The organism is Glutamicibacter sp. 0426, assembly GCF_001906485.1.
In the GTDB taxonomy this organism is placed as follows: Bacteria; Actinomycetota; Actinomycetes; order Actinomycetales; family Micrococcaceae; genus Glutamicibacter; species Glutamicibacter nicotianae.
Genome location: NZ_MPBI01000011.1, coordinates 1 through 16,115 on the forward strand (window position 1 = coordinate 1; position 16,115 = coordinate 16,115).

Consider the following 16,115-nt stretch of genomic DNA (forward strand, 5'->3'; position numbering starts at 1 on the left):
ACCTCGGGAGGCCGTGGTGCGCAGTTGCGGGCGCTGCGCGGCTTGCTGGGCGCGGCGTTCGGCGGCGGCACGCGCGGCAGCGCGCGCGTGGCTGCTGGCGGCTGCTGCTCGCTGGGATCGGCTGAGCATGATTTCTCCGGTGGGGGTGCGCCATTGGTTCATGCGGTGCAGGATCGCTGCGCGCAAGATCCGGCAGTAGTCGATGTAGGACTGAGTTTCACGGTTGTGCTGGGGGAGTGCTCCCCAGGCTTCCTTGCCGTGCAGGCCTGGGGTGGTGCGCCATTCGAGGGCGTGTTGGATATCTGAGATTGTCCATCCGCTGGAGAAGAAGGGCTTGAACATGTTGAGCACGTTTTTCTTGGAAAAACGGGCAAAATCTGGCATCCGACGCAAGATTTCAGCGGCAGCCGATAGCCCCTGTCCTCTAGAGCTGATCGTTCTGTGAGCTGGCCATAGTTCTACTGGTCGTTGATCGCTGTGGTGAGTTCGCACGGCGGAGCCGTGCCCAAAAAGGTTTTCAGTGCCGCGTAGCGGCTCATTTTTAGTGTTTTTCTCGCGCGTGCGCGTGTAGGAACTTACTTCGTAAGTGGTTAACCCCCCTACGGGGAGGGGTTCTAAGTTATTTCCACAGGCCATGTGGTTGGGGGTTGGGCGGGTTGTGGTGGTGTCTTCGGCGTCCTGGGGGCGTAGTCCGAGGCCGATGGGGCGGCAGATGACGTAGACGGGGGCTTCGTTTTGTGCTTGCTGGCCAGCTTTGGCGGCGTATTCGGCGCTGCGGCCTGATGCGACGATGCCGAGGATGCCGTGGGTGCGGAGGAATTTCAGTGCGTTGCCTACGGTGGCGCGGGATACGCGTGCTTTAGAAGCGATGGTGTCCCAGGTGATGCGTACCGTCATGCTCGCGTGGTCGGTGTAGCGGAGGAGTACCCAGAGCACGGCGAGGATGTTGCGTTTGCAGTCCGCTCGGCGGCATAGCAGCTCGTCGAGTGATCGTGTGGCTCGCCAGGCTTGGGCGGTGTGGTCGATTTTCTTGCTGCCGTGGGGGATGGCCCAGGCAATCGCGCGGGGGGAGGTTTCCTGGGCGCGTGAGACACGCTTGATGTGCAGGGGTGCGGGGGTGTGGGCGTGTTTGGTGGCGAGGGCTTCTTTGGCCGCGTTGAACTGGCTTTTCCCCTTGGCGCTGAAGGTTTGGGGGGGTTCTGCTTTGACGAATGGGCGGTGTCCTTTGGCTGTGTGGGCCAGGATTGCAGCTACGCGGCCGTCTGCCGGGCGGGTGCAATGACGCGTTGTTGTGGCTTGTATCGCGTCTTGCAGTCCCGTTTCCGGGCTGCTGGTGCTTGATTGGGTGCGTGGAGGCGCTACTATAGACATATAGGCATTTCTGGTTTTGGAATGTACTGAAGGGAGCGTCCGGCTGGTAACCGGAAGCTTCTGGTCAATCTGGTCTGCGAAGACTTTGGCGAGTAGTGCAGATCAGATTCGAATTCTTAGGTGAGTCCGCGCATTGTGCGGACTTTTCCTTTTAAGGCTTATCGATAGGCAACTGGTCCTTTTCGATTTCGGCAGGAACCCACGTTGGAATCCCCCTGCTATCAAGTTCGACCGTTTTCACCATGAGGTCAAAAAACGCGGCACTGGTATACCCCGATTTTTCAGCAAGCTCAGCAAAACGATCTTTGCTTGCTTTCTCGACCTTCCACCCAATAGGTGTGGGTTCGTGGAGAGTTCCACGAGGCCGTCGTTTGATAGTCATACAAACACTCTAGGGTTATCGGTAACCTTAAGGAAGATGCGACACGCATTCACAACATCAAAATTTCGGCCATTCATCCGCCTTGCCCCTCTGAGCCTGGGTCAAGGAGCGGATTGATTCGGGCGACATAAGCATTGCCTCGTTTGGTCGCTGCACATGAGATCCGACATTCATGCCGAGCAACTCGCCCGACAAGCTAATGGCGGGTCCTCCTGAGTTCCCTTCAGCTGCATCCGGGGCCATAAATCGAAGTGGCCCATGCGCGTCCTTAGTCGTATGTGAGACTACACTGAGCGCTGGAAATCCCTCTGTTGGTCTCCCGAGCATTAATACTTCAATATCTGGTTCATAGCTGCCCATCTCCTGGTCTAAGTCGAAAGACTCGTAAGTACGCGCAATTACACTTGAATTTTCGACAGGTACCAGGATTAAATCGGCAATCGAATTTTCCCTGTCTTCACGAAGATAATACTTAAAACGCGGTACACGTTTTCCCTTGTGGCCTTCGTAGAAAAGCTGGTAAATCTCAACAGGCCTTATAGATTGGTCTACCAAAATTAGTTCATTTGACCACAGTGACCAGTCCGAGCTCGGGGCCAACTGGTGATTTGCGAGATGCGCAGCAGTCACCAGATATTTTTCACCGTTGCAAGTGACCAGAAAACCAGAACCTCCTAATGGTTCCTTGTTCTCACCACTGGGAAAAGCCATAAGAGGCACAACTAGATTTTCATATTCCATTCGCGCACGAACCTTTCAATATAGGAAACCACACAGCTTCATAAACCTCGTGCTACAGCGGCCCCGGCGGCCAACCACGCGCGTTGCGTGCTGGGACGTAGCGCATCGTAGCGAAGAATTCCGTCAACAATGGCTGGATCAAATGGGATGGTCGCTACGTCGCGGGCCAAGGTTTTATATCCATCGGCCACGCGCTTCACGTCGGCTGCGGTGGCTTTGGAATCTGCTTGGGTCACCACTGCTACGGCGTTTTGTGCCAGGGCGTGAGCCTTGTCGTTTTGCTGCGCGAGTGCTTCCAGCAGCAGGGCTCCGGCTTCGGCGTGGTCATCACGGGTGGTGGTGGCCACGACAAGCTGATCAGTGTGGTCGATCATGCGCCGCCACATCGGATCTGACTCGTCGTTTCCTGAGTCAATGAAGATCAGCCGGTAGTACTTCGAGGCCACGCGGTGAATTGCGTCCACGTCTTCGGCATCCACGCGCTGTGCGCTGGCCAATTCCATTGGCTTCGAACGCAGCACGTCGAACCGGTCTCGGGTCTGGTGGTGCACAAAATGGGCCAGATCTGCGGATTGTGCCCCGGTGCCCAGGAGCTTTTCTGATTCAGGTAGCAGCTCCAACAAGGTCGCCTCGTGCGGGCCTTGCTCGGTGCGCCAGCCCAGGGTGCCTCGGGTTTGGTTGTTGTCCCAAGCCAGTACACCTGCCCCGCCGTAACGGGCGAAGATCGCACTGAGCAGGACGGTGGTGGGGGTTTTCCCTGCCCCTCCTTTGCCGTTCACAATGGCGATGGTGCGTGGGCCTGGCCAGTGCTGGCTCACGGCCTGCACATCTGCACGTTCGGCGCGTTCGTCCTCGCTCGGGGCCATACGGATGCCCATGCGGGTCATGGTGCCGCGCCAGCCTTTGGTGGCTGGTTCTTCGACTTGTTCCTGGGTTAGGAAGCTTTGCCGCGCTTCGCGGCGCGTTGCCGGGGCGCTGTCCTGGGTAGGAGACTTCTTTGCGAAGGGGTTATCCTGGGGAGCTTTAGCTGCCGTCGCTGGCGGCGGCGTGGTTTGTCCTTGGGGTGCTTTTGCTTGCACGGTTTCCATTGCTGGTTCTTCCCCTTCGACGGTAGGTTCCGTTGAGGCCGGTGCCTCGGACACTGGCTGTTCTGGTGTTTCCTCAGTGTCTTGTGCGGCCGCTTGGTCAATGTCTGCTGGTTCAGTGGTGGCCACATGGGTTACTGGGCTATCAGCGCGGCGGCGAGCTGGTTTCTCTCGGCGCTGCGGTGGGTTCGTCGTGTCAGGCTCCACGGTGCCATTCGGGTGGACTTTCACAGGCCAAGAGCCTTGGGAATCGTGCATGACGGCGCGTACGACGCTGCCTTCATTCTTTGCATGGGAGCTGACCAGTTCAACGGTTTGTGCTCGTGCAGCGGCTTCATTATCTGCCGTGAATTCGTGGGTTTTCCCCTCAATGATCACGGTTGCGCTGCCGTCTGCGTTGACGGTCGCCTTAATGAGTTCTTCGGTGGTGCTCATGGTGTGCTCGCTTTCTTCAAGAGGAAATCGGCTGCGCCGTAAGGGCTTTTATTGGATAGATGAAACGTAGTCGCGGATCTTGTACGGTTCGGTGTCGGTGAAGGTGAAGTAAAACGTCTGCTTCCCTTCCCCTGCCCAGGATTCCCCGTCCTTGGTGACCCATTGCCAGGTGGCGGTGATCGCAACAGTGTCCTGCTCGTGGTGCTCGGTCATGAGTTTCACCGTGGGCTTGCTGGTCGCTTTCTTCTCTGCGGCGGTCAGCCATTCAACGCCGGTAGCGGGCCGCTCCGGGGCAATGACTTCTTTGGCCCGTTCGCTGGTCATGAGCTTTTTGGCGCGCATTTCTGCCGCGGTTCGGTTGAAGTCCTTGTTCGGGTCCCAGGTGGTCATGATCGTGGCCGCTTGCTTCGCCAATTCGATTTTGGCTGGATCATCCACGGCATCCCCGTGCTCATGGCTGGTACTGGGCGCTGGCGCGGTGGGGGTGGCCGTGGTCGGGGCAACGCTCGGAATGCTGCTTGGTTCGTTCTCGGTGCTGGCGGGGGTGCATCCGGCCACTCCTGTGACGAGTCCTGCCGCCAGGGCCAGGGTAAGGATTTTGGGGTGTTTCATTGGATGTTCACCTTTTGCTGTCTAAGGATCGGTACCGGGTCATAAGTTTTGCCGTTATTGATCGCTGGCCGGTCAAACACACTGGTTTTCGGGTTGTTGATCTGGAAGTGCACATGGATTCCACTGGAATTGCCGGTAGCTCCTGGCTTGCCCAGCGGGGTTCCCTTCTTCACCACGTCTCCGGTTTTCACCAGCAGGGAGTTGTCTTGTGCTTCGTGGAACTCGAACACCAGGTAAGGGGCTTCGGTCATCTGCGCGAAAATATAGTTGCCATAGGAGCCGTAAAGCTTGTCGATGTTCCCGATGCTGGCATAGGTGATCTTCATGTCTGTGGGAGCGTAGAAGTAGGGGTCTGATCCGGCCAGGTCGATGCCTTCGTGCTTCAAGAGGAACGGCATGCCAGCACAGCTGGCCAGCGGGCACGCGCGCGGCCCGAATGGCGAGGTCATGCGTGAATTGGGCATGGGGTGTGCCCATTCATCGGCTTGCAGCTCCCCGAAGTCGAAGCCACCGGGCGCTTCGCAGGTTGAGGAATAGTCCATCTGGGCGTTGCCCATGATGACTTCCACGTAGTGACGGGTTTCCTCGAAGGGCGGGATACCCCCGTATTTCTGGACGTTGCCCGCTCCGGCGTTGTAGGCGGCCAGGGTGAATTGGATCTTTTCTTTCTCGTTGCTGGCCAGATCCGCGATTTGTCCGGCGAGATGTTTCATGTAGCGGCCTTGGGCATCGAGGCCAGCGAACGGATCGAACGGGTCTTTACCGTTGCCCCATTCCTCCCAGGTACCGGGCATGAACTGGGCAATGCCGCGTGCTCCCACTGGGGAGACGGCTTTGGGGTTCCAGCCGGATTCTTGTTGGATTTGCGCGGCGATGATCCCTACGGGCAGCCCAGCAGTATCGGCGGACTTCTCCACAGCTTCCCGGTATTGTGCGGGAATTTTCACCGTCGATTCTCCGTCGTTGCCCTTGCCGATGGGGGTTCCTTCAATGACACAAGGGGCATTGGGATCGGGTTCTTCGCTGCCTTCGCCACCCATGAACAGGATGATCGGGGTGATGACCAGAAGGAGAAGGACACCGAGGACTGCCAGGATGATTTTGGCTCCGCCACCCTGTTCTTCCATGACCAGACCTCCCTACTGTTCGCGGTTGGATCGATAGACGGTGGTGTTCTCCAACTGGGTTGCCACCAAATACACCGCGTCATCGGTGACCAGTGCCGGGGATGGATCTTCGGTTCGGTAGTTCGCCCACGTCTTCGGCTCGGCTTCGGGGTTGTCCAGATCCAGGGTGACTGGCCCGTTGTTGCTGTTCGCGTAGATCAGGTTTCCGTGGATTGCTGACAGGTCAGCTGTAGGAAGGTCTATGAGTGCTGCCTGGTCGCTGTAGCTGATTCCCACGCTTCCGATAGCTGCGGTTTTCGCTTCCTTGTCCACCAGAAGGGGTTCGGTGGCGGTGGGGATTGCCCGTGGTGTGCCGGAGAACAGCATTGAACCGGTGCTGGTGTTCAGCACTCCCATGATGCGTTCGGTGTCATCCCATGCCAGCAGGGCGTGGGTGTCATCGAGCAGCCACACTCGTACCGGGTATTTTGTGGCCCCGTCTGGCGCGGTGAAGTTCTTCTCTTCTAGGATCTTCCCGGTGTTATCCAGGGTGTAGATTCTGGTGGCGCTGATCGTGGTGATGGTTCCATCGGCGGCCACGTCCAGCACGGTCGATCCGGGTGGGATCATCACATCATGCAGCGTGCCAGCCGTATCGGGGACACGGATATACCAGTCTCCCAGTTCGATGTAGGGGGTGTGGGTGTCGGTGCGTGCTGTTTGCCCTGGTTCCAGCCCGATGCTGGTTGGTGCCACGCTCGGGGTGTCGTAGGGCATCTCTACCGGCCAGAGGCGCAGTTCGTTGCGCTCTGTGGCGGCATAGACTGGTTTGCCGGCCCAGGTGCCCTGGTGGATGCTGGCCAGGTCTTCCGGGGCTTTGTCCCCGCGCCAGACCGGCTGGCCGGTAGACGGGTTGCGGCCGGTGACGGTGCCTTCTGGATCGACGGTGAGCAACCGGTCAGGACTGATCATGTTGACCGTAGCATCAGCGAGGGTGGGGTGGCTCCACGCGGCGGTGGCCGAGTGCTGCGGTGGCGGCGCGGCTGGCAGCGTGGCCCCGACCCCCTGCGGTGTGTAGGCGGGGACGGTGGCGGCGGGTTGGTTGGCGATGACCACGGCGGTGCCGAGACCGCCGAGAGTAAGCACCGCTAGGGTGCTCACTCCGGCGATCATCAGCCGTTTGTTGCGGCGCTGTTTGCGGGCCTTGGCTGCTTGTTCGGCTTCTTGTTGCTCGGTGAGGTCTAGGACTTCCCCGGTAGCAGCGATGATCATGTCCCACGCTTGCCCGCTGGATTCGTCGATGGCTCGTGCCCGCACCATACCCAGATTGTGGCTGGTGAGCTTGGCGACGATCGCGTTTTTCCCTGCCTCGATGAAATCTTCTCCATCAAGCACAGGAATTTGTGCACCGTCCAGAGTCAAGGACTCCCTGCCTTCGCTGATCTTTAGCGTGTAGACCGGGAATGCCGGGACTTTCTGTGGATCAATGATCGTCATCTAACTCACTACCCGTAGCTTCCTTGGGTTAGTCGGCTGTTTCGTCGCTTCTCAGTAAGAAGTCCCGCACGTCTTTCTTCCTGTACCGGCGTACGCGAGACCCAATGGACACTGATTTGAGACCGTATTCGCGGTTCCATTTCAGAACGGTCTGCGCCTTGACGCGCATCACGTCAGCGATCTCCTCGGTCGTTGCCCACTCCGGCAAGTCCGCGATGAGATCCTCCACTGCTTCTGGATCGTTCATGGTCACACTCCAAATGTGTATGAATATGAAATCCATGTCAAGCGTGTTAGCAAAATTAACCATATTAAGAGTTAACTTTGAATTTCCCCATATATTTCATGGAAACACTATTGACACTGATTTCAATGCGAGTTTATACTAAGTGTTAGATCAACTCTTTTCCGTTGATCACTCTACTAAGGAGAACGCACTATGTCTGCCGTGTCGAATCCTTTTGCCCCTTCTGAGAAGCAGGTGACGCAAAAAGACTCTTTCGACATTCGAGATGAGCTTATGGGTAATGACTTGCTAGTTACCGGCCCAGTGAAACCTGGACTATCGCCAATGCTTGAAGCTCCGAGCGAAGCATGGGCTGTTAGTGATGTTGGGGCTTTTGAAGGTATTGCCGTCATGGGCCTTCACGGCGGTGCAGGCGCATCCACTCTTGCATCGCTTCTGGGCGATGGCGCATCTGAGGTTGGCCAGGCTTGGCCCATCTCGCAGAACGCCTGGACGGGCAGCGCCTGGCCTATCCCAGTGATTGCGGTGGCTCGTACCGATCATTCTGGATTGGCTGCTGCGGATCGGTTCGTCCGTTCGTGGGCGAATGGTCAGCTGACCGGCTCCCAACTTTCGGCCCTAGTGCTGATCGACGCGGGACCGAAAACCAGCGATGCTCGCAAAAAGGCCACCAAGCGCCTGTTGCGCATGGTTCCCCGTGGCACCCATATCCCATGGATGGATCCCTGGCTGGATGCCCCGCCCGATCCTGCCCGGTTACCCGGGCGCATCAAGCGAATCATCAAGCTCCTGAACACTCCCACCAAATAGAGAGGCAAAACATGTTGCTGCAAACCCTGGCATTCGGTATCGATCTGGCCGCCAGCATCCCCAACCCAACCCCGGAACAGCCCCCAGGAACCGAAGGGTTCACCACGATCCTGAACTGGATCGCCTGGGCCGTGATCGTGCTCGGAGTAGCCGGATTCCTCGCCTCGGCAGGTTTCCTGGCCTTCGCTTCCTTCACCGGACGGGAAATCAACGGGTTCAAGGGACTGGTCATCTCGCTGATTGTCTGCATCCTGGCCATTAGCGCGGGAACGATCATCAACGTCTTCGTCTAAGCACCGGTGAACCGTCTAAGAGAAAGAGAAGATCCTCATGGCTGAAAATGATCCATTAGGCAGAAACTGGAAACTCTGGGGCGGTATCCTCGCCTTCATCGTGGTCATCGTGATCGCGGGGCTAGTCATCTTCCCCCGCGTCAACTCTGAACCAGAAACAGCTCCGCCCGCTCCGGCCCCGTCGGTACCAGTTGAGACTGCTTCCCCGTCCTCCCCTTCGAATTCGCCTTCGGCTTCGGCTTCCAAGCCAGCCTCCGGGGACTGCCCTGCGCTAAGTACCGACAGCTCGTTCCCGAACGATGCCCCGGACACTGAATGGAAGCGGCACCCTGCCGGGATGCTGCTGCCAGTGAATGCCGATCATGGGCCAGCGAAGATGGACGGGGGTTTCTGGCGCTGCTTCAGCCACACACCTACTGGTGCGGTGCTGGCGGGGTTCACCTTGGTAATTGATTTCTCGGCCGGTGCAGAGATTGATGCTGCCGTTGAATCGATGAATCGTCAACGGCTTTTCGAAGAACAAGGTTCTAGTACGAGCAATGAGGGCTTCCCGCCGATGCTCGGATACCGAGTCATGAATAGCAGTGATGACAGTGCCATTGTTGAATATCTTTCTAAGGCAGGCGAGCAGTATGCGGCTATGAGCGTGAACCTGGCTTGGAGCGACAAAGACCATGACTGGCGATTGGATCTAACTTCCGGCCCTCCGGCATGGAGCGAAGTCAACGATCCAAGTTCTTACACAGAGTTCAAGTAGGCGATTATTGTGGCGAACCAGGCTAGTTGTGAATGGTGGCAGGTGAACTGCAACATTGGTGAAGGCCTCAAAAACCTTGCCGATAGTGCGATTGCCGAGTTCATCAAGTCCATGTTTGACGGTGCTGTGGCCTTCATGTCACAGATCTCCACATTCTGGATGGACTCACCAAGCCCAGACGTGAACAACGCGGCAGTCATCAGCCTTCGAGAAGATATGTCCTGGTACGTTGCAGGGTTCGCCATTCTGGGATTCTTCCTCGGACTGATCAAGCTCGTCATGTCCCAAGATGTGAAGAACAGCCTGATCGGTTTGGCAACCCCAATCGTGAACCTGATTCTCGCCGCAACCGCCTACGCCGTCGGCATCGGGGTGCTGTTGACGGCTTCGGACGAGTTCTCCAAATGGATTGTGCAGCGATCCACCGGGGGCGAAGTGGACCTCACCCAAATGCTCCCCACCGTCTCGGCCCTCATCGCAAGCCCCGGCACCGCTTTCTTGCTGTATATCCTGTTGCTTCTAGGTTCCATCATCAACCTCCTGTTCATGTATTTTCGCGACGTGATGTTCCTGATCCTCTCAGTATTCATCGTCGTGCTGGCTGCGGCCAGTGGCTCCGAGCAGGGACGGCAAGCCTGGCGTAAAGCCAACGGCTGGCTGGTCGCCCTATTGTTGTTCAAACCGATGGCGGCGGGAATTTACTCGCTGGGTCTGCGCATTCTTGCCCCTACCGGCACCCCAGAAGGACAAGAACCCTCAGTTCCGGAGGCGATGCATGCCACCCTCATTGCGTTGCTGATTATGTTGCTGGCGGCACTGGCGTTGCCCGCGTTGATCAAGTTCATCGTTCCCGCAGCCGGTGTTGGCGCGGGCGCATTCTCCGGCGGTGCAGCGCTGGGCGCTGGTGTCACGCTCGCGGCCGGTGCCGCAGTTCTCGCGGGAACTGGTGGCGCTGGCGCGGCGGCCGCAGCAGCCGGGAAGGGCGCTGCAACAACGACACAAGGAGCCTCAACATCAGCTTCCACGGCAGCAGCCGGGAAGGGTGCTGAGTCTTCCGCCGTTACTGGAAGTTCCAGCAGTGGCGCAGGAACAACGGGAGGCAGTTCTAGTGCTTCGGATACTGTGAGCGGTGGCGGCGCTTCCTCGGGTGACGGCACTGGATCTGCCGGTGCCGGATCTACCGGCAGCAGTTCCAGCAGCACTGGATCTGCCGGTGCCGGATCAAACGGCGGCACTTCCAGCAGCACCGGATCTACGGGTGCGGGATCTACCGGCGGCACTTCCAGCAGCACCGGATCTGCCGGTGCCGGATCAAACGGCGGCACTTCCAGCAGCACCGGATCTACGGGTGCGGGATCTGCCGGTGCCGGATCAACCGGCGGCACTTCCAGCAGCACCGGATCTGCCGGTGCCGGATCAACCGGCGGCACTTCCAGCAGCACCGGATCTACGGGTGCGGGATCTACCGGAACCGGGTCTACTTCTTCTAGCTCTACCCCCGCTCCTTCGGGGGCCACTTCCTCAGATTCCGGCAACGCATCCCAAACCGCGGGCGGGCAAGACCCAGGCTCAAGCACCCCACCTTCCGGTGGCCCCTCAGGAGCAAAAGCACCAAACAAGCTCAACGAGGCACTGCAGAAAATGAGCGACGTTAAAGGCATCGCCAACGGGGCGAACCCCAGCAAGCTCGTAGACGAGGACGGCGAATAATCATGGCCATCACAGATACGCGTATCGAGCCGAACACCTTCGGCAACCTGACCGTGCCGCGCCGCTCAGGCTTGCTGGGCCTGTCCATGGGCCAAAGCCTCATGCTGGTGCCCATTGTCCTTATCGTCATTGTCACCGCAGCCCGCGGCTGGATCATGGCCGCCGTCATCATCGCCCTGGCCACCATCCTGGGAGCCGTGCTGCTTCTGGTCACGAAAAAGCAAGGCCGTTCAATCTATGGGAGACTCATGCTTCGTCTAGCGCAGCGGCAGAAAGTCGCATCCAAAAAGCACGTCTATCTTTCCGGCCCCGCCGGCTTCACCCCCGATGGGCAGGTACGCTTGCCGGGGCTGATGGCCAAATCGCATTTGACCGAATCCATGGATTCCTACGGCAACCCGTTCGGCCTGATCCGCCTCTCATCCCGTGGCCACCACAATTACTCCGTGGTGCTCGAATGCTTCCCCAACGGGGATAACCTCATTGACCAGGCCGACGTGGATAACCAGGTAGCGCATTGGGCGAACTGGCTGACCCAACGCGGGTTGGACGAGGGAATCCGCGGTGCCTCCGTCACCATCGAATCGTCCCAGGACTCGGGCCTGCGTCTGCAAAAGCTGCTGGCGGATAACCACCGCGAGGACGCTCCCGAATTCGCCCAGCGTGTCGTTGAACGTATCGCGCAGACCGACAACTCCACCGCGCCTGAGGTCGTAGCCCGCATTACCCTCACCTTTGACGGCCGCCGCCTCGATGGGAAGGCCGGGGATCGGGGCATGGAAGAAATGGCTGAGGAAATCGGCAACAAGCTCCCCGGCATCATTTCCGGGCTGGCCAACACCGGGGCCGGAGCCGTGCGGCCTAACACCGCCCAGGAAATCATCGACTTCACCCGCATTGCCTATGACCCGACCACCGCCGTAGCGGTGGAAGAAGCCCAAGCTGCCGGTGGCACCGGCCTTGTCTGGGAGGACGCTGGCCCATCGTTCGCGTTGGACGCGTTCGATCACTACCGGCACGACCGGGCCGTGTCGAAGTCGTGGACGATGTATGAAGGCCCGCGCGGCGCGTTCATGTCCAACTCACTTGCCCGTCTCACCGCACCGAGTGAAGGCGCGCTGCGCAAGCGCGTGACCTTGCTGTACCGTCCGATCCCAGCGGATCAGACCTCCACCGTGGTGGAGAACGAGCAGAAAGACGCGATGTTCTCCGGCTCCCAGCAACGCGTGTCCGTGCGTGCCCGCCAGAGGCTCGCCGCCGCGCAGAAAACAGCCCAGGAAGAAGCGTTGGGTTCCGGGCTGACCCGGTTCGGGCTGATCATCACCATCAGCGTGAAAGATCAAGCCGAGTTGAAGAAATTCGACCGCACCGTGCCCGGCATGGTCTCCCACGCCAAGCTGCGGGTGCGCGAAGCGTTGGCGAACCAAGCGGTCACGTTCCAGGCAGGCTTGCCGCTAGGCATGGTCGTGCCTGATCACATGATGATCCCCGACGAGATTAAGACGTGGTTCTAATGACTCCCCTGAAACTCTCGAAGAAACGCCAGCACACTAGCCCTGAGGATCTGGCGCTCTCACATCTCACCGAGTCCCATAGCCTCACCCTGTCCAAGCGCGACGTGGCCCGTTTGGAACGCTCTGCGAAGAAGGCAGCACCCAAGCCAGCCAAGGAACCAGGCTTGCTTTCCCGCCTGCTGGCCGAAGGTGCCCAGTCCCGGCATGTCCCAGGCGATGCGGGCTGGAACCGCCGTGGCGGCGGGCCGGTGAACTACATCGAAAACCCGGTAGAGATTCAAGGCTCAGCCGTCCAAGTGTGCGGGTTCTGGCCCTTCGTCAACGGTGCCGGATTGCCGACCATTGGTGCCCCGTTGGGCCGCCATCTGCTGCGCAACACCCTGGTGACCGGCGACCCGATTTCCTGGTTCCTCAACGGCATCATTTCCAACCCGTCCGCGTTCATCCTCGGCCAGCCAGGACTAGGCAAGACCTCGCTGGTGCACCGCCTTTTGGCAGTGCTCTCCGCCTGGGGTGTGGTGCCGATGATCCTGGCCGACTCCCGCCCTGATTATGTGCCGCATATCCGCGCCCTGGGCGGGCAGGTCATCACCTTCTCCCCCGGCCAGGGGCACCTGAACCCCTTGGATCTTGGGCCGCTGGTGGCCAGCTTGAACGAGATCGACGACGAAAAAGCGCGGGACATTGCGATCCAGGAGATGATCAGCCGCCGCCGCTCCCTGATGGAAGGCATCGCCTCGATGATGCTGGGCCGGCCTTTGAAGCCGCACGAATCCACCTGCCTGTCGGTGGCGATCAACGAACTCGATCCCGAGCTGCGTCGCGCGCCGTTGATCGGTGATCTGGTCGATTTCATTCGTTCCCGGCCTGAGGTGCTGCGCCAGAACGTGCTGGCCTACGATGATGACCACGAATACGATCAGCGGCTCCAAGCGCTGCTGGACGCACTGATCAATCTCGGCCCTTCCGGCGCGTACGGGGACATGTTCGCCAAGCCTTCGGATGCGCATATCACTCCCGGCGTGCCGGTGGTGTTCGACATTTCCGGGGTCAACGAGAACGACTCAGTGTTGGTCGCTGCCGTACAGTCCTTGTGCTGGAACCTCGGCTCAGCCACCGTCTCTGCCGAGCAGCACCTGGCGGCAGCGGGCAAACGCCAGCGGCGCACCTACTTCCTGGTCATGGACGAGCTGTGGCGCATCCTGCGCGCCAGCGATGACATGGTGCACTTCATCGACACCATCACCCGCCTGAATCGCGGGCGAGGTATCGGGCAGGTCATGATCACCCACACCATGAACGACCTCAGACTGTCCAAGGACTACTTGACGGCCACCGCGTGGGGGTTCGTGGAACGCTCCGCGCTAGTGTTCCTGGGCGGGCTGGCACCGTCGGAAATGGGCAACCTGGAAGAAGTGTTCGCCCTGTCCAGTAAGGAAAAAGCGTTGATGACCGACTGGACCGGTGAAGCCGTGGTTGATCCGAAAACCAACAAGGCATCCCGCCGCCCTGGTGCAGGGCACTTCATCATGAAGGTCGGCAAGAATCCTGGTACCCCGTTCGTAACGCAACTCACCGATCTGGAATTCGAGATCTCTGATACCAACCGGGCGTGGGAGATGGTCAAATAATGTTCAACGCCGATCCGCGCTCAGGGCGCAAGAACCAACCAGCCAACGACGACACTCTATGGATGGTTGGCGGCGGCATCCTCACCTTAGGCATCATGGGTGTGCTGCTGTGGTCGCTTGGGGCGATCCTCGATCCCACGGTGGAGAACTCATCGAATAATCCGGTGCAGATCCTCATGGATCAATCACGCGGCTACCTGCCCGTGGGCGGGCTGCAAATCGCTGTGTTCGCCCTCGGCCTGCTGCTCCTGCTGGCGGTCATCGTGATGCTCGTGGTGGTGTGGCGGCGCAGCCGGGGCACCAGCTCCCGCATTGATCACCTGGCCAAGGAAATGGCTCACGCCAAGGACTTCAAGAGCCTGGAAGAACCAGCGGCCCGCGCCGACGCGGAACGCCTCGGAGCACAAAAAGCCGGTATAGGCGTACCTCTAGCCAAACTGGTAAACAACAAGGCTAGCTTGTTTGCTTCCTACGAATGGGTGCAGATCTGGTTGATGGGGCCACGTGCCGGTAAGACCTCGTGCGTGTGTGTCCCGCAGATCCTGGAAACCGGCGGGCCGGTGCTGGCCACCTCGAACAAGCGCGACATTGTGGACATGACTCGTGGCCCGCGCGCCCGCGTGGGCACCGTCTGGGTTCACGACGTGCAGGGAATCATCGGTGAAGAACCTTCCTGGTGGTGGAACCCGCTCTCCTTCGTGACCGATATGAAAACTGCGGTCAAGCTGGCCGATGTGTTTATTGCTTCGGAAACCTCAGCCGGTGCCAAGTCCGACGCGTACTTTGAATCGGATGGCAAGCGCCTGCTGTCTCATTTCCTGTTTGCTGCGGCGATTGCCAACCGGCCGATCACCGACGTGTTCGCGTGGGCGCAAGATCCCGAGGACAAAACCGCACGAGACCTGCTGGACGAGCACGGGTACCAGGATTTCTCCTCCGCTCTCTGGCAGATCCAAGGACTGACCCCCAAGCAGCGTGATGGCGTGTATGGCACGATGCGCCCATGGATCACGGTGCTTTCCTACGAGGAAGTCACCCCTTGGATTCGCCCGAATGGGAACTTTGCCCGTCCTGAATTCGATCACCGCAAATTCGCAACGAGCACCGATACCTTGTATCTGGTTTCCAAGGAAGGTGCGGGCACGGCCCGCGCCATCACCGCCGCATTGGTGATGGCCGTGATGGATTCCGCCGAAAAGACTGCCGCCGCGCTGCCCGGTGGCCGGCTAACAACACCGATGATGGCCGTACTCGATGAGGCGGCGAACGTGGTGCGTTGGCGCGAGCTGCCCGACGTGTATTCACACTACGGCTCGCGCGGCATCGTGGTGTCCACGTTCTTCCAGTCCTACAAGCAAGGCGTGGAAGCCTACGGGCAAGACGGCATGGATAAGCTCTGGGGCGCATCGAATATCCGTGTTGCCGGATCTGGCTTGTCTGACGATAAGTTCTTGCCGTATCTGGAAAAGCTGATCGGTGCCCGCGACGTGCTCAAACGCTCGTCTAGCACCAGTGGCCGCAACGGTCGCTCCGTGTCCAGCTCGATGCAGCGTGAATCCATTCTGGAAGTCTCAGACCTTGGCGCGCTACCGCGAGGCCGGGCCATTGTCACCGGATCAGGCATTCCGGCAGGACTGCTGGAACTCGTGCACTTCTCCCAAAAGCCCTACGGGCAAGATGTGAAGCTCTCGCAGGAATACTACGAGAACGTTAAAACTTCAACACCTAACGAATAGGTCCGAAAACATACGGCGCACATTCACCGGGAAGCCTCTTCATCTAAGCTCCATGATGCGCACAGTATTAGACATATAATCTATGATTCACTTCAAATGTGACTTTGAGCTGGTCAAGTTTCTGAGACACGATCTTTGATCATTTCCAATATCCTCAAGCCACTAGAGCTAGAGAATTCCTTTCCTGA

The 16,115-nt window shown here is 59.1% G+C and carries 15 protein-coding genes; 7 read left to right on the forward strand and 8 right to left on the reverse strand.

The window, feature by feature from the left end; all coding sequences use genetic code 11:
- The 8 genes from BKX98_RS16920 to BKX98_RS16375 form a co-directional block, all read right to left on the reverse strand.
- Positions 1-1,371, reverse strand: a 1,371-nt coding sequence (locus tag BKX98_RS16920) for a hypothetical protein (RefSeq protein WP_198934391.1), incomplete at its 3' end; no start/stop codon positions are given.
- A gap of 151 nt (positions 1,372-1,522) precedes the next feature.
- Entirely contained in the window at positions 1,523-1,753 is a 231-nt protein-coding gene (locus BKX98_RS16925) for a hypothetical protein (protein WP_073708039.1), read from the reverse strand.
- A gap of 57 nt (positions 1,754-1,810) precedes the next feature.
- The gene (locus tag BKX98_RS16350) at positions 1,811-2,494 is read right to left on the reverse strand and encodes a serine protease (protein ID WP_073708040.1); all 684 of its coding nucleotides are present in this window, start codon (positions 2,492-2,494) and stop codon (positions 1,811-1,813) included.
- Positions 2,495-2,532: 38 nt separating this feature from the next.
- The gene (locus tag BKX98_RS16355; protein WP_073708041.1) at positions 2,533-4,014 is read right to left on the reverse strand and encodes an AAA family ATPase; all 1,482 of its coding nucleotides are present in this window, start codon (positions 4,012-4,014) and stop codon (positions 2,533-2,535) included.
- A 48-nt stretch (positions 4,015-4,062) separates the two neighbouring features.
- Entirely contained in the window at positions 4,063-4,626 is a 564-nt protein-coding gene (locus BKX98_RS16360) for a hypothetical protein (RefSeq protein WP_143181170.1), read from the reverse strand.
- On the reverse strand, positions 4,623-5,753 hold the full coding sequence (locus BKX98_RS16365) for a transglycosylase SLT domain-containing protein (protein WP_073708043.1): 1,131 nt from the start codon (positions 5,751-5,753) through the stop codon (positions 4,623-4,625). Before BKX98_RS16365 ends, BKX98_RS16360 begins: the two co-directional genes overlap by 4 nt.
- Before the next feature lie 12 nt (positions 5,754-5,765).
- Positions 5,766-7,229 (reverse strand): hypothetical protein, encoded by a 1,464-nt coding sequence (locus BKX98_RS16370; protein WP_073708044.1) that lies wholly within the window; start codon positions 7,227-7,229, stop codon positions 5,766-5,768.
- 28 nt (positions 7,230-7,257) lie between these two features.
- Positions 7,258-7,476 carry a helix-turn-helix domain-containing protein gene (locus tag BKX98_RS16375; RefSeq protein ID WP_013350316.1) on the reverse strand — a complete coding sequence of 73 codons (219 nt, stop codon included), beginning with the start codon at positions 7,474-7,476 and terminating at the stop codon, positions 7,258-7,260.
- Positions 7,477-7,668: 192 nt separating this feature from the next.
- Here BKX98_RS16375 and BKX98_RS16380 point away from each other — a divergent pair, with 192 nt between their 5' ends.
- The 7 genes from BKX98_RS16380 (at position 7,669) to BKX98_RS16415 (ending at position 15,927) form a co-directional block, all read left to right on the forward strand.
- Entirely contained in the window at positions 7,669-8,286 is a 618-nt protein-coding gene (locus BKX98_RS16380) for a DUF6668 family protein (RefSeq protein WP_143181171.1), read from the forward strand.
- Positions 8,287-8,297: 11 nt separating this feature from the next.
- Positions 8,298-8,579 carry a hypothetical protein gene (locus BKX98_RS16385; protein ID WP_073708046.1) on the forward strand — a complete coding sequence of 94 codons (282 nt, stop codon included), beginning with the start codon at positions 8,298-8,300 and terminating at the stop codon, positions 8,577-8,579.
- Positions 8,580-8,616: 37 nt separating this feature from the next.
- Positions 8,617-9,336 (forward strand): hypothetical protein, encoded by a 720-nt coding sequence (locus BKX98_RS16930; RefSeq protein ID WP_143181172.1) that lies wholly within the window; start codon positions 8,617-8,619, stop codon positions 9,334-9,336.
- A gap of 159 nt (positions 9,337-9,495) precedes the next feature.
- Positions 9,496-11,046: a hypothetical protein gene (locus BKX98_RS17365; RefSeq protein ID WP_158024715.1), complete on the forward strand. Its 1,551-nt coding sequence runs from the start codon at positions 9,496-9,498 to the stop codon at positions 11,044-11,046.
- Positions 11,047-11,048: 2 nt separating this feature from the next.
- Positions 11,049-12,560, forward strand: a complete 1,512-nt coding sequence (locus BKX98_RS16405; RefSeq protein ID WP_073708050.1) for an SCO6880 family protein — start codon at positions 11,049-11,051, stop codon at positions 12,558-12,560.
- Positions 12,560-14,191 (forward strand): hypothetical protein, encoded by a 1,632-nt coding sequence (locus tag BKX98_RS16410; protein WP_073708051.1) that lies wholly within the window; start codon positions 12,560-12,562, stop codon positions 14,189-14,191. Before BKX98_RS16405 ends, BKX98_RS16410 begins: the two co-directional genes overlap by 1 nt.
- On the forward strand, positions 14,191-15,927 hold the full coding sequence (locus tag BKX98_RS16415; RefSeq protein WP_073708052.1) for a type IV secretory system conjugative DNA transfer family protein: 1,737 nt from the start codon (positions 14,191-14,193) through the stop codon (positions 15,925-15,927). Before BKX98_RS16410 ends, BKX98_RS16415 begins: the two co-directional genes overlap by 1 nt.
- Positions 15,928-16,115: the final 188 nt, after the last annotated feature.

Excerpts from the sequence above, each read along its gene's own strand:
- BKX98_RS16925 (WP_073708039.1), bottom strand. The coding sequence starts at position 1,753 with ATGACTATCAAACGACGGCCTCGTGGAACTCTCCACGAACCCACACCT.
- BKX98_RS16350 (WP_073708040.1), bottom strand. The coding sequence starts at position 2,494 with ATGGAATATGAAAATCTAGTTGTGCCTCTTATGGCTTTTCCCAGTGGT.
- BKX98_RS16355 (WP_073708041.1), bottom strand. The coding sequence starts at position 4,014 with ATGAGCACCACCGAAGAACTCATTAAGGCGACCGTCAACGCAGACGGC.
- BKX98_RS16360 (WP_143181170.1), bottom strand. The coding sequence starts at position 4,626 with ATGAAACACCCCAAAATCCTTACCCTGGCCCTGGCGGCAGGACTCGTC.
- BKX98_RS16365 (WP_073708043.1), bottom strand. The coding sequence starts at position 5,753 with ATGGAAGAACAGGGTGGCGGAGCCAAAATCATCCTGGCAGTCCTCGGT.
- BKX98_RS16370 (WP_073708044.1), bottom strand. The coding sequence starts at position 7,229 with ATGACGATCATTGATCCACAGAAAGTCCCGGCATTCCCGGTCTACACG.
- BKX98_RS16375 (WP_013350316.1), bottom strand. The coding sequence starts at position 7,476 with ATGAACGATCCAGAAGCAGTGGAGGATCTCATCGCGGACTTGCCGGAG.
- BKX98_RS16380 (WP_143181171.1), top strand. The coding sequence starts at position 7,669 with ATGTCTGCCGTGTCGAATCCTTTTGCCCCTTCTGAGAAGCAGGTGACG.
- BKX98_RS16385 (WP_073708046.1), top strand. The coding sequence starts at position 8,298 with ATGTTGCTGCAAACCCTGGCATTCGGTATCGATCTGGCCGCCAGCATC.
- BKX98_RS16930 (WP_143181172.1), top strand. The coding sequence starts at position 8,617 with ATGGCTGAAAATGATCCATTAGGCAGAAACTGGAAACTCTGGGGCGGT.
- BKX98_RS17365 (WP_158024715.1), top strand. The coding sequence starts at position 9,496 with ATGGACTCACCAAGCCCAGACGTGAACAACGCGGCAGTCATCAGCCTT.
- BKX98_RS16405 (WP_073708050.1), top strand. The coding sequence starts at position 11,049 with ATGGCCATCACAGATACGCGTATCGAGCCGAACACCTTCGGCAACCTG.
- BKX98_RS16410 (WP_073708051.1), top strand. The coding sequence starts at position 12,560 with ATGACTCCCCTGAAACTCTCGAAGAAACGCCAGCACACTAGCCCTGAG.
- BKX98_RS16415 (WP_073708052.1), top strand. The coding sequence starts at position 14,191 with ATGTTCAACGCCGATCCGCGCTCAGGGCGCAAGAACCAACCAGCCAAC.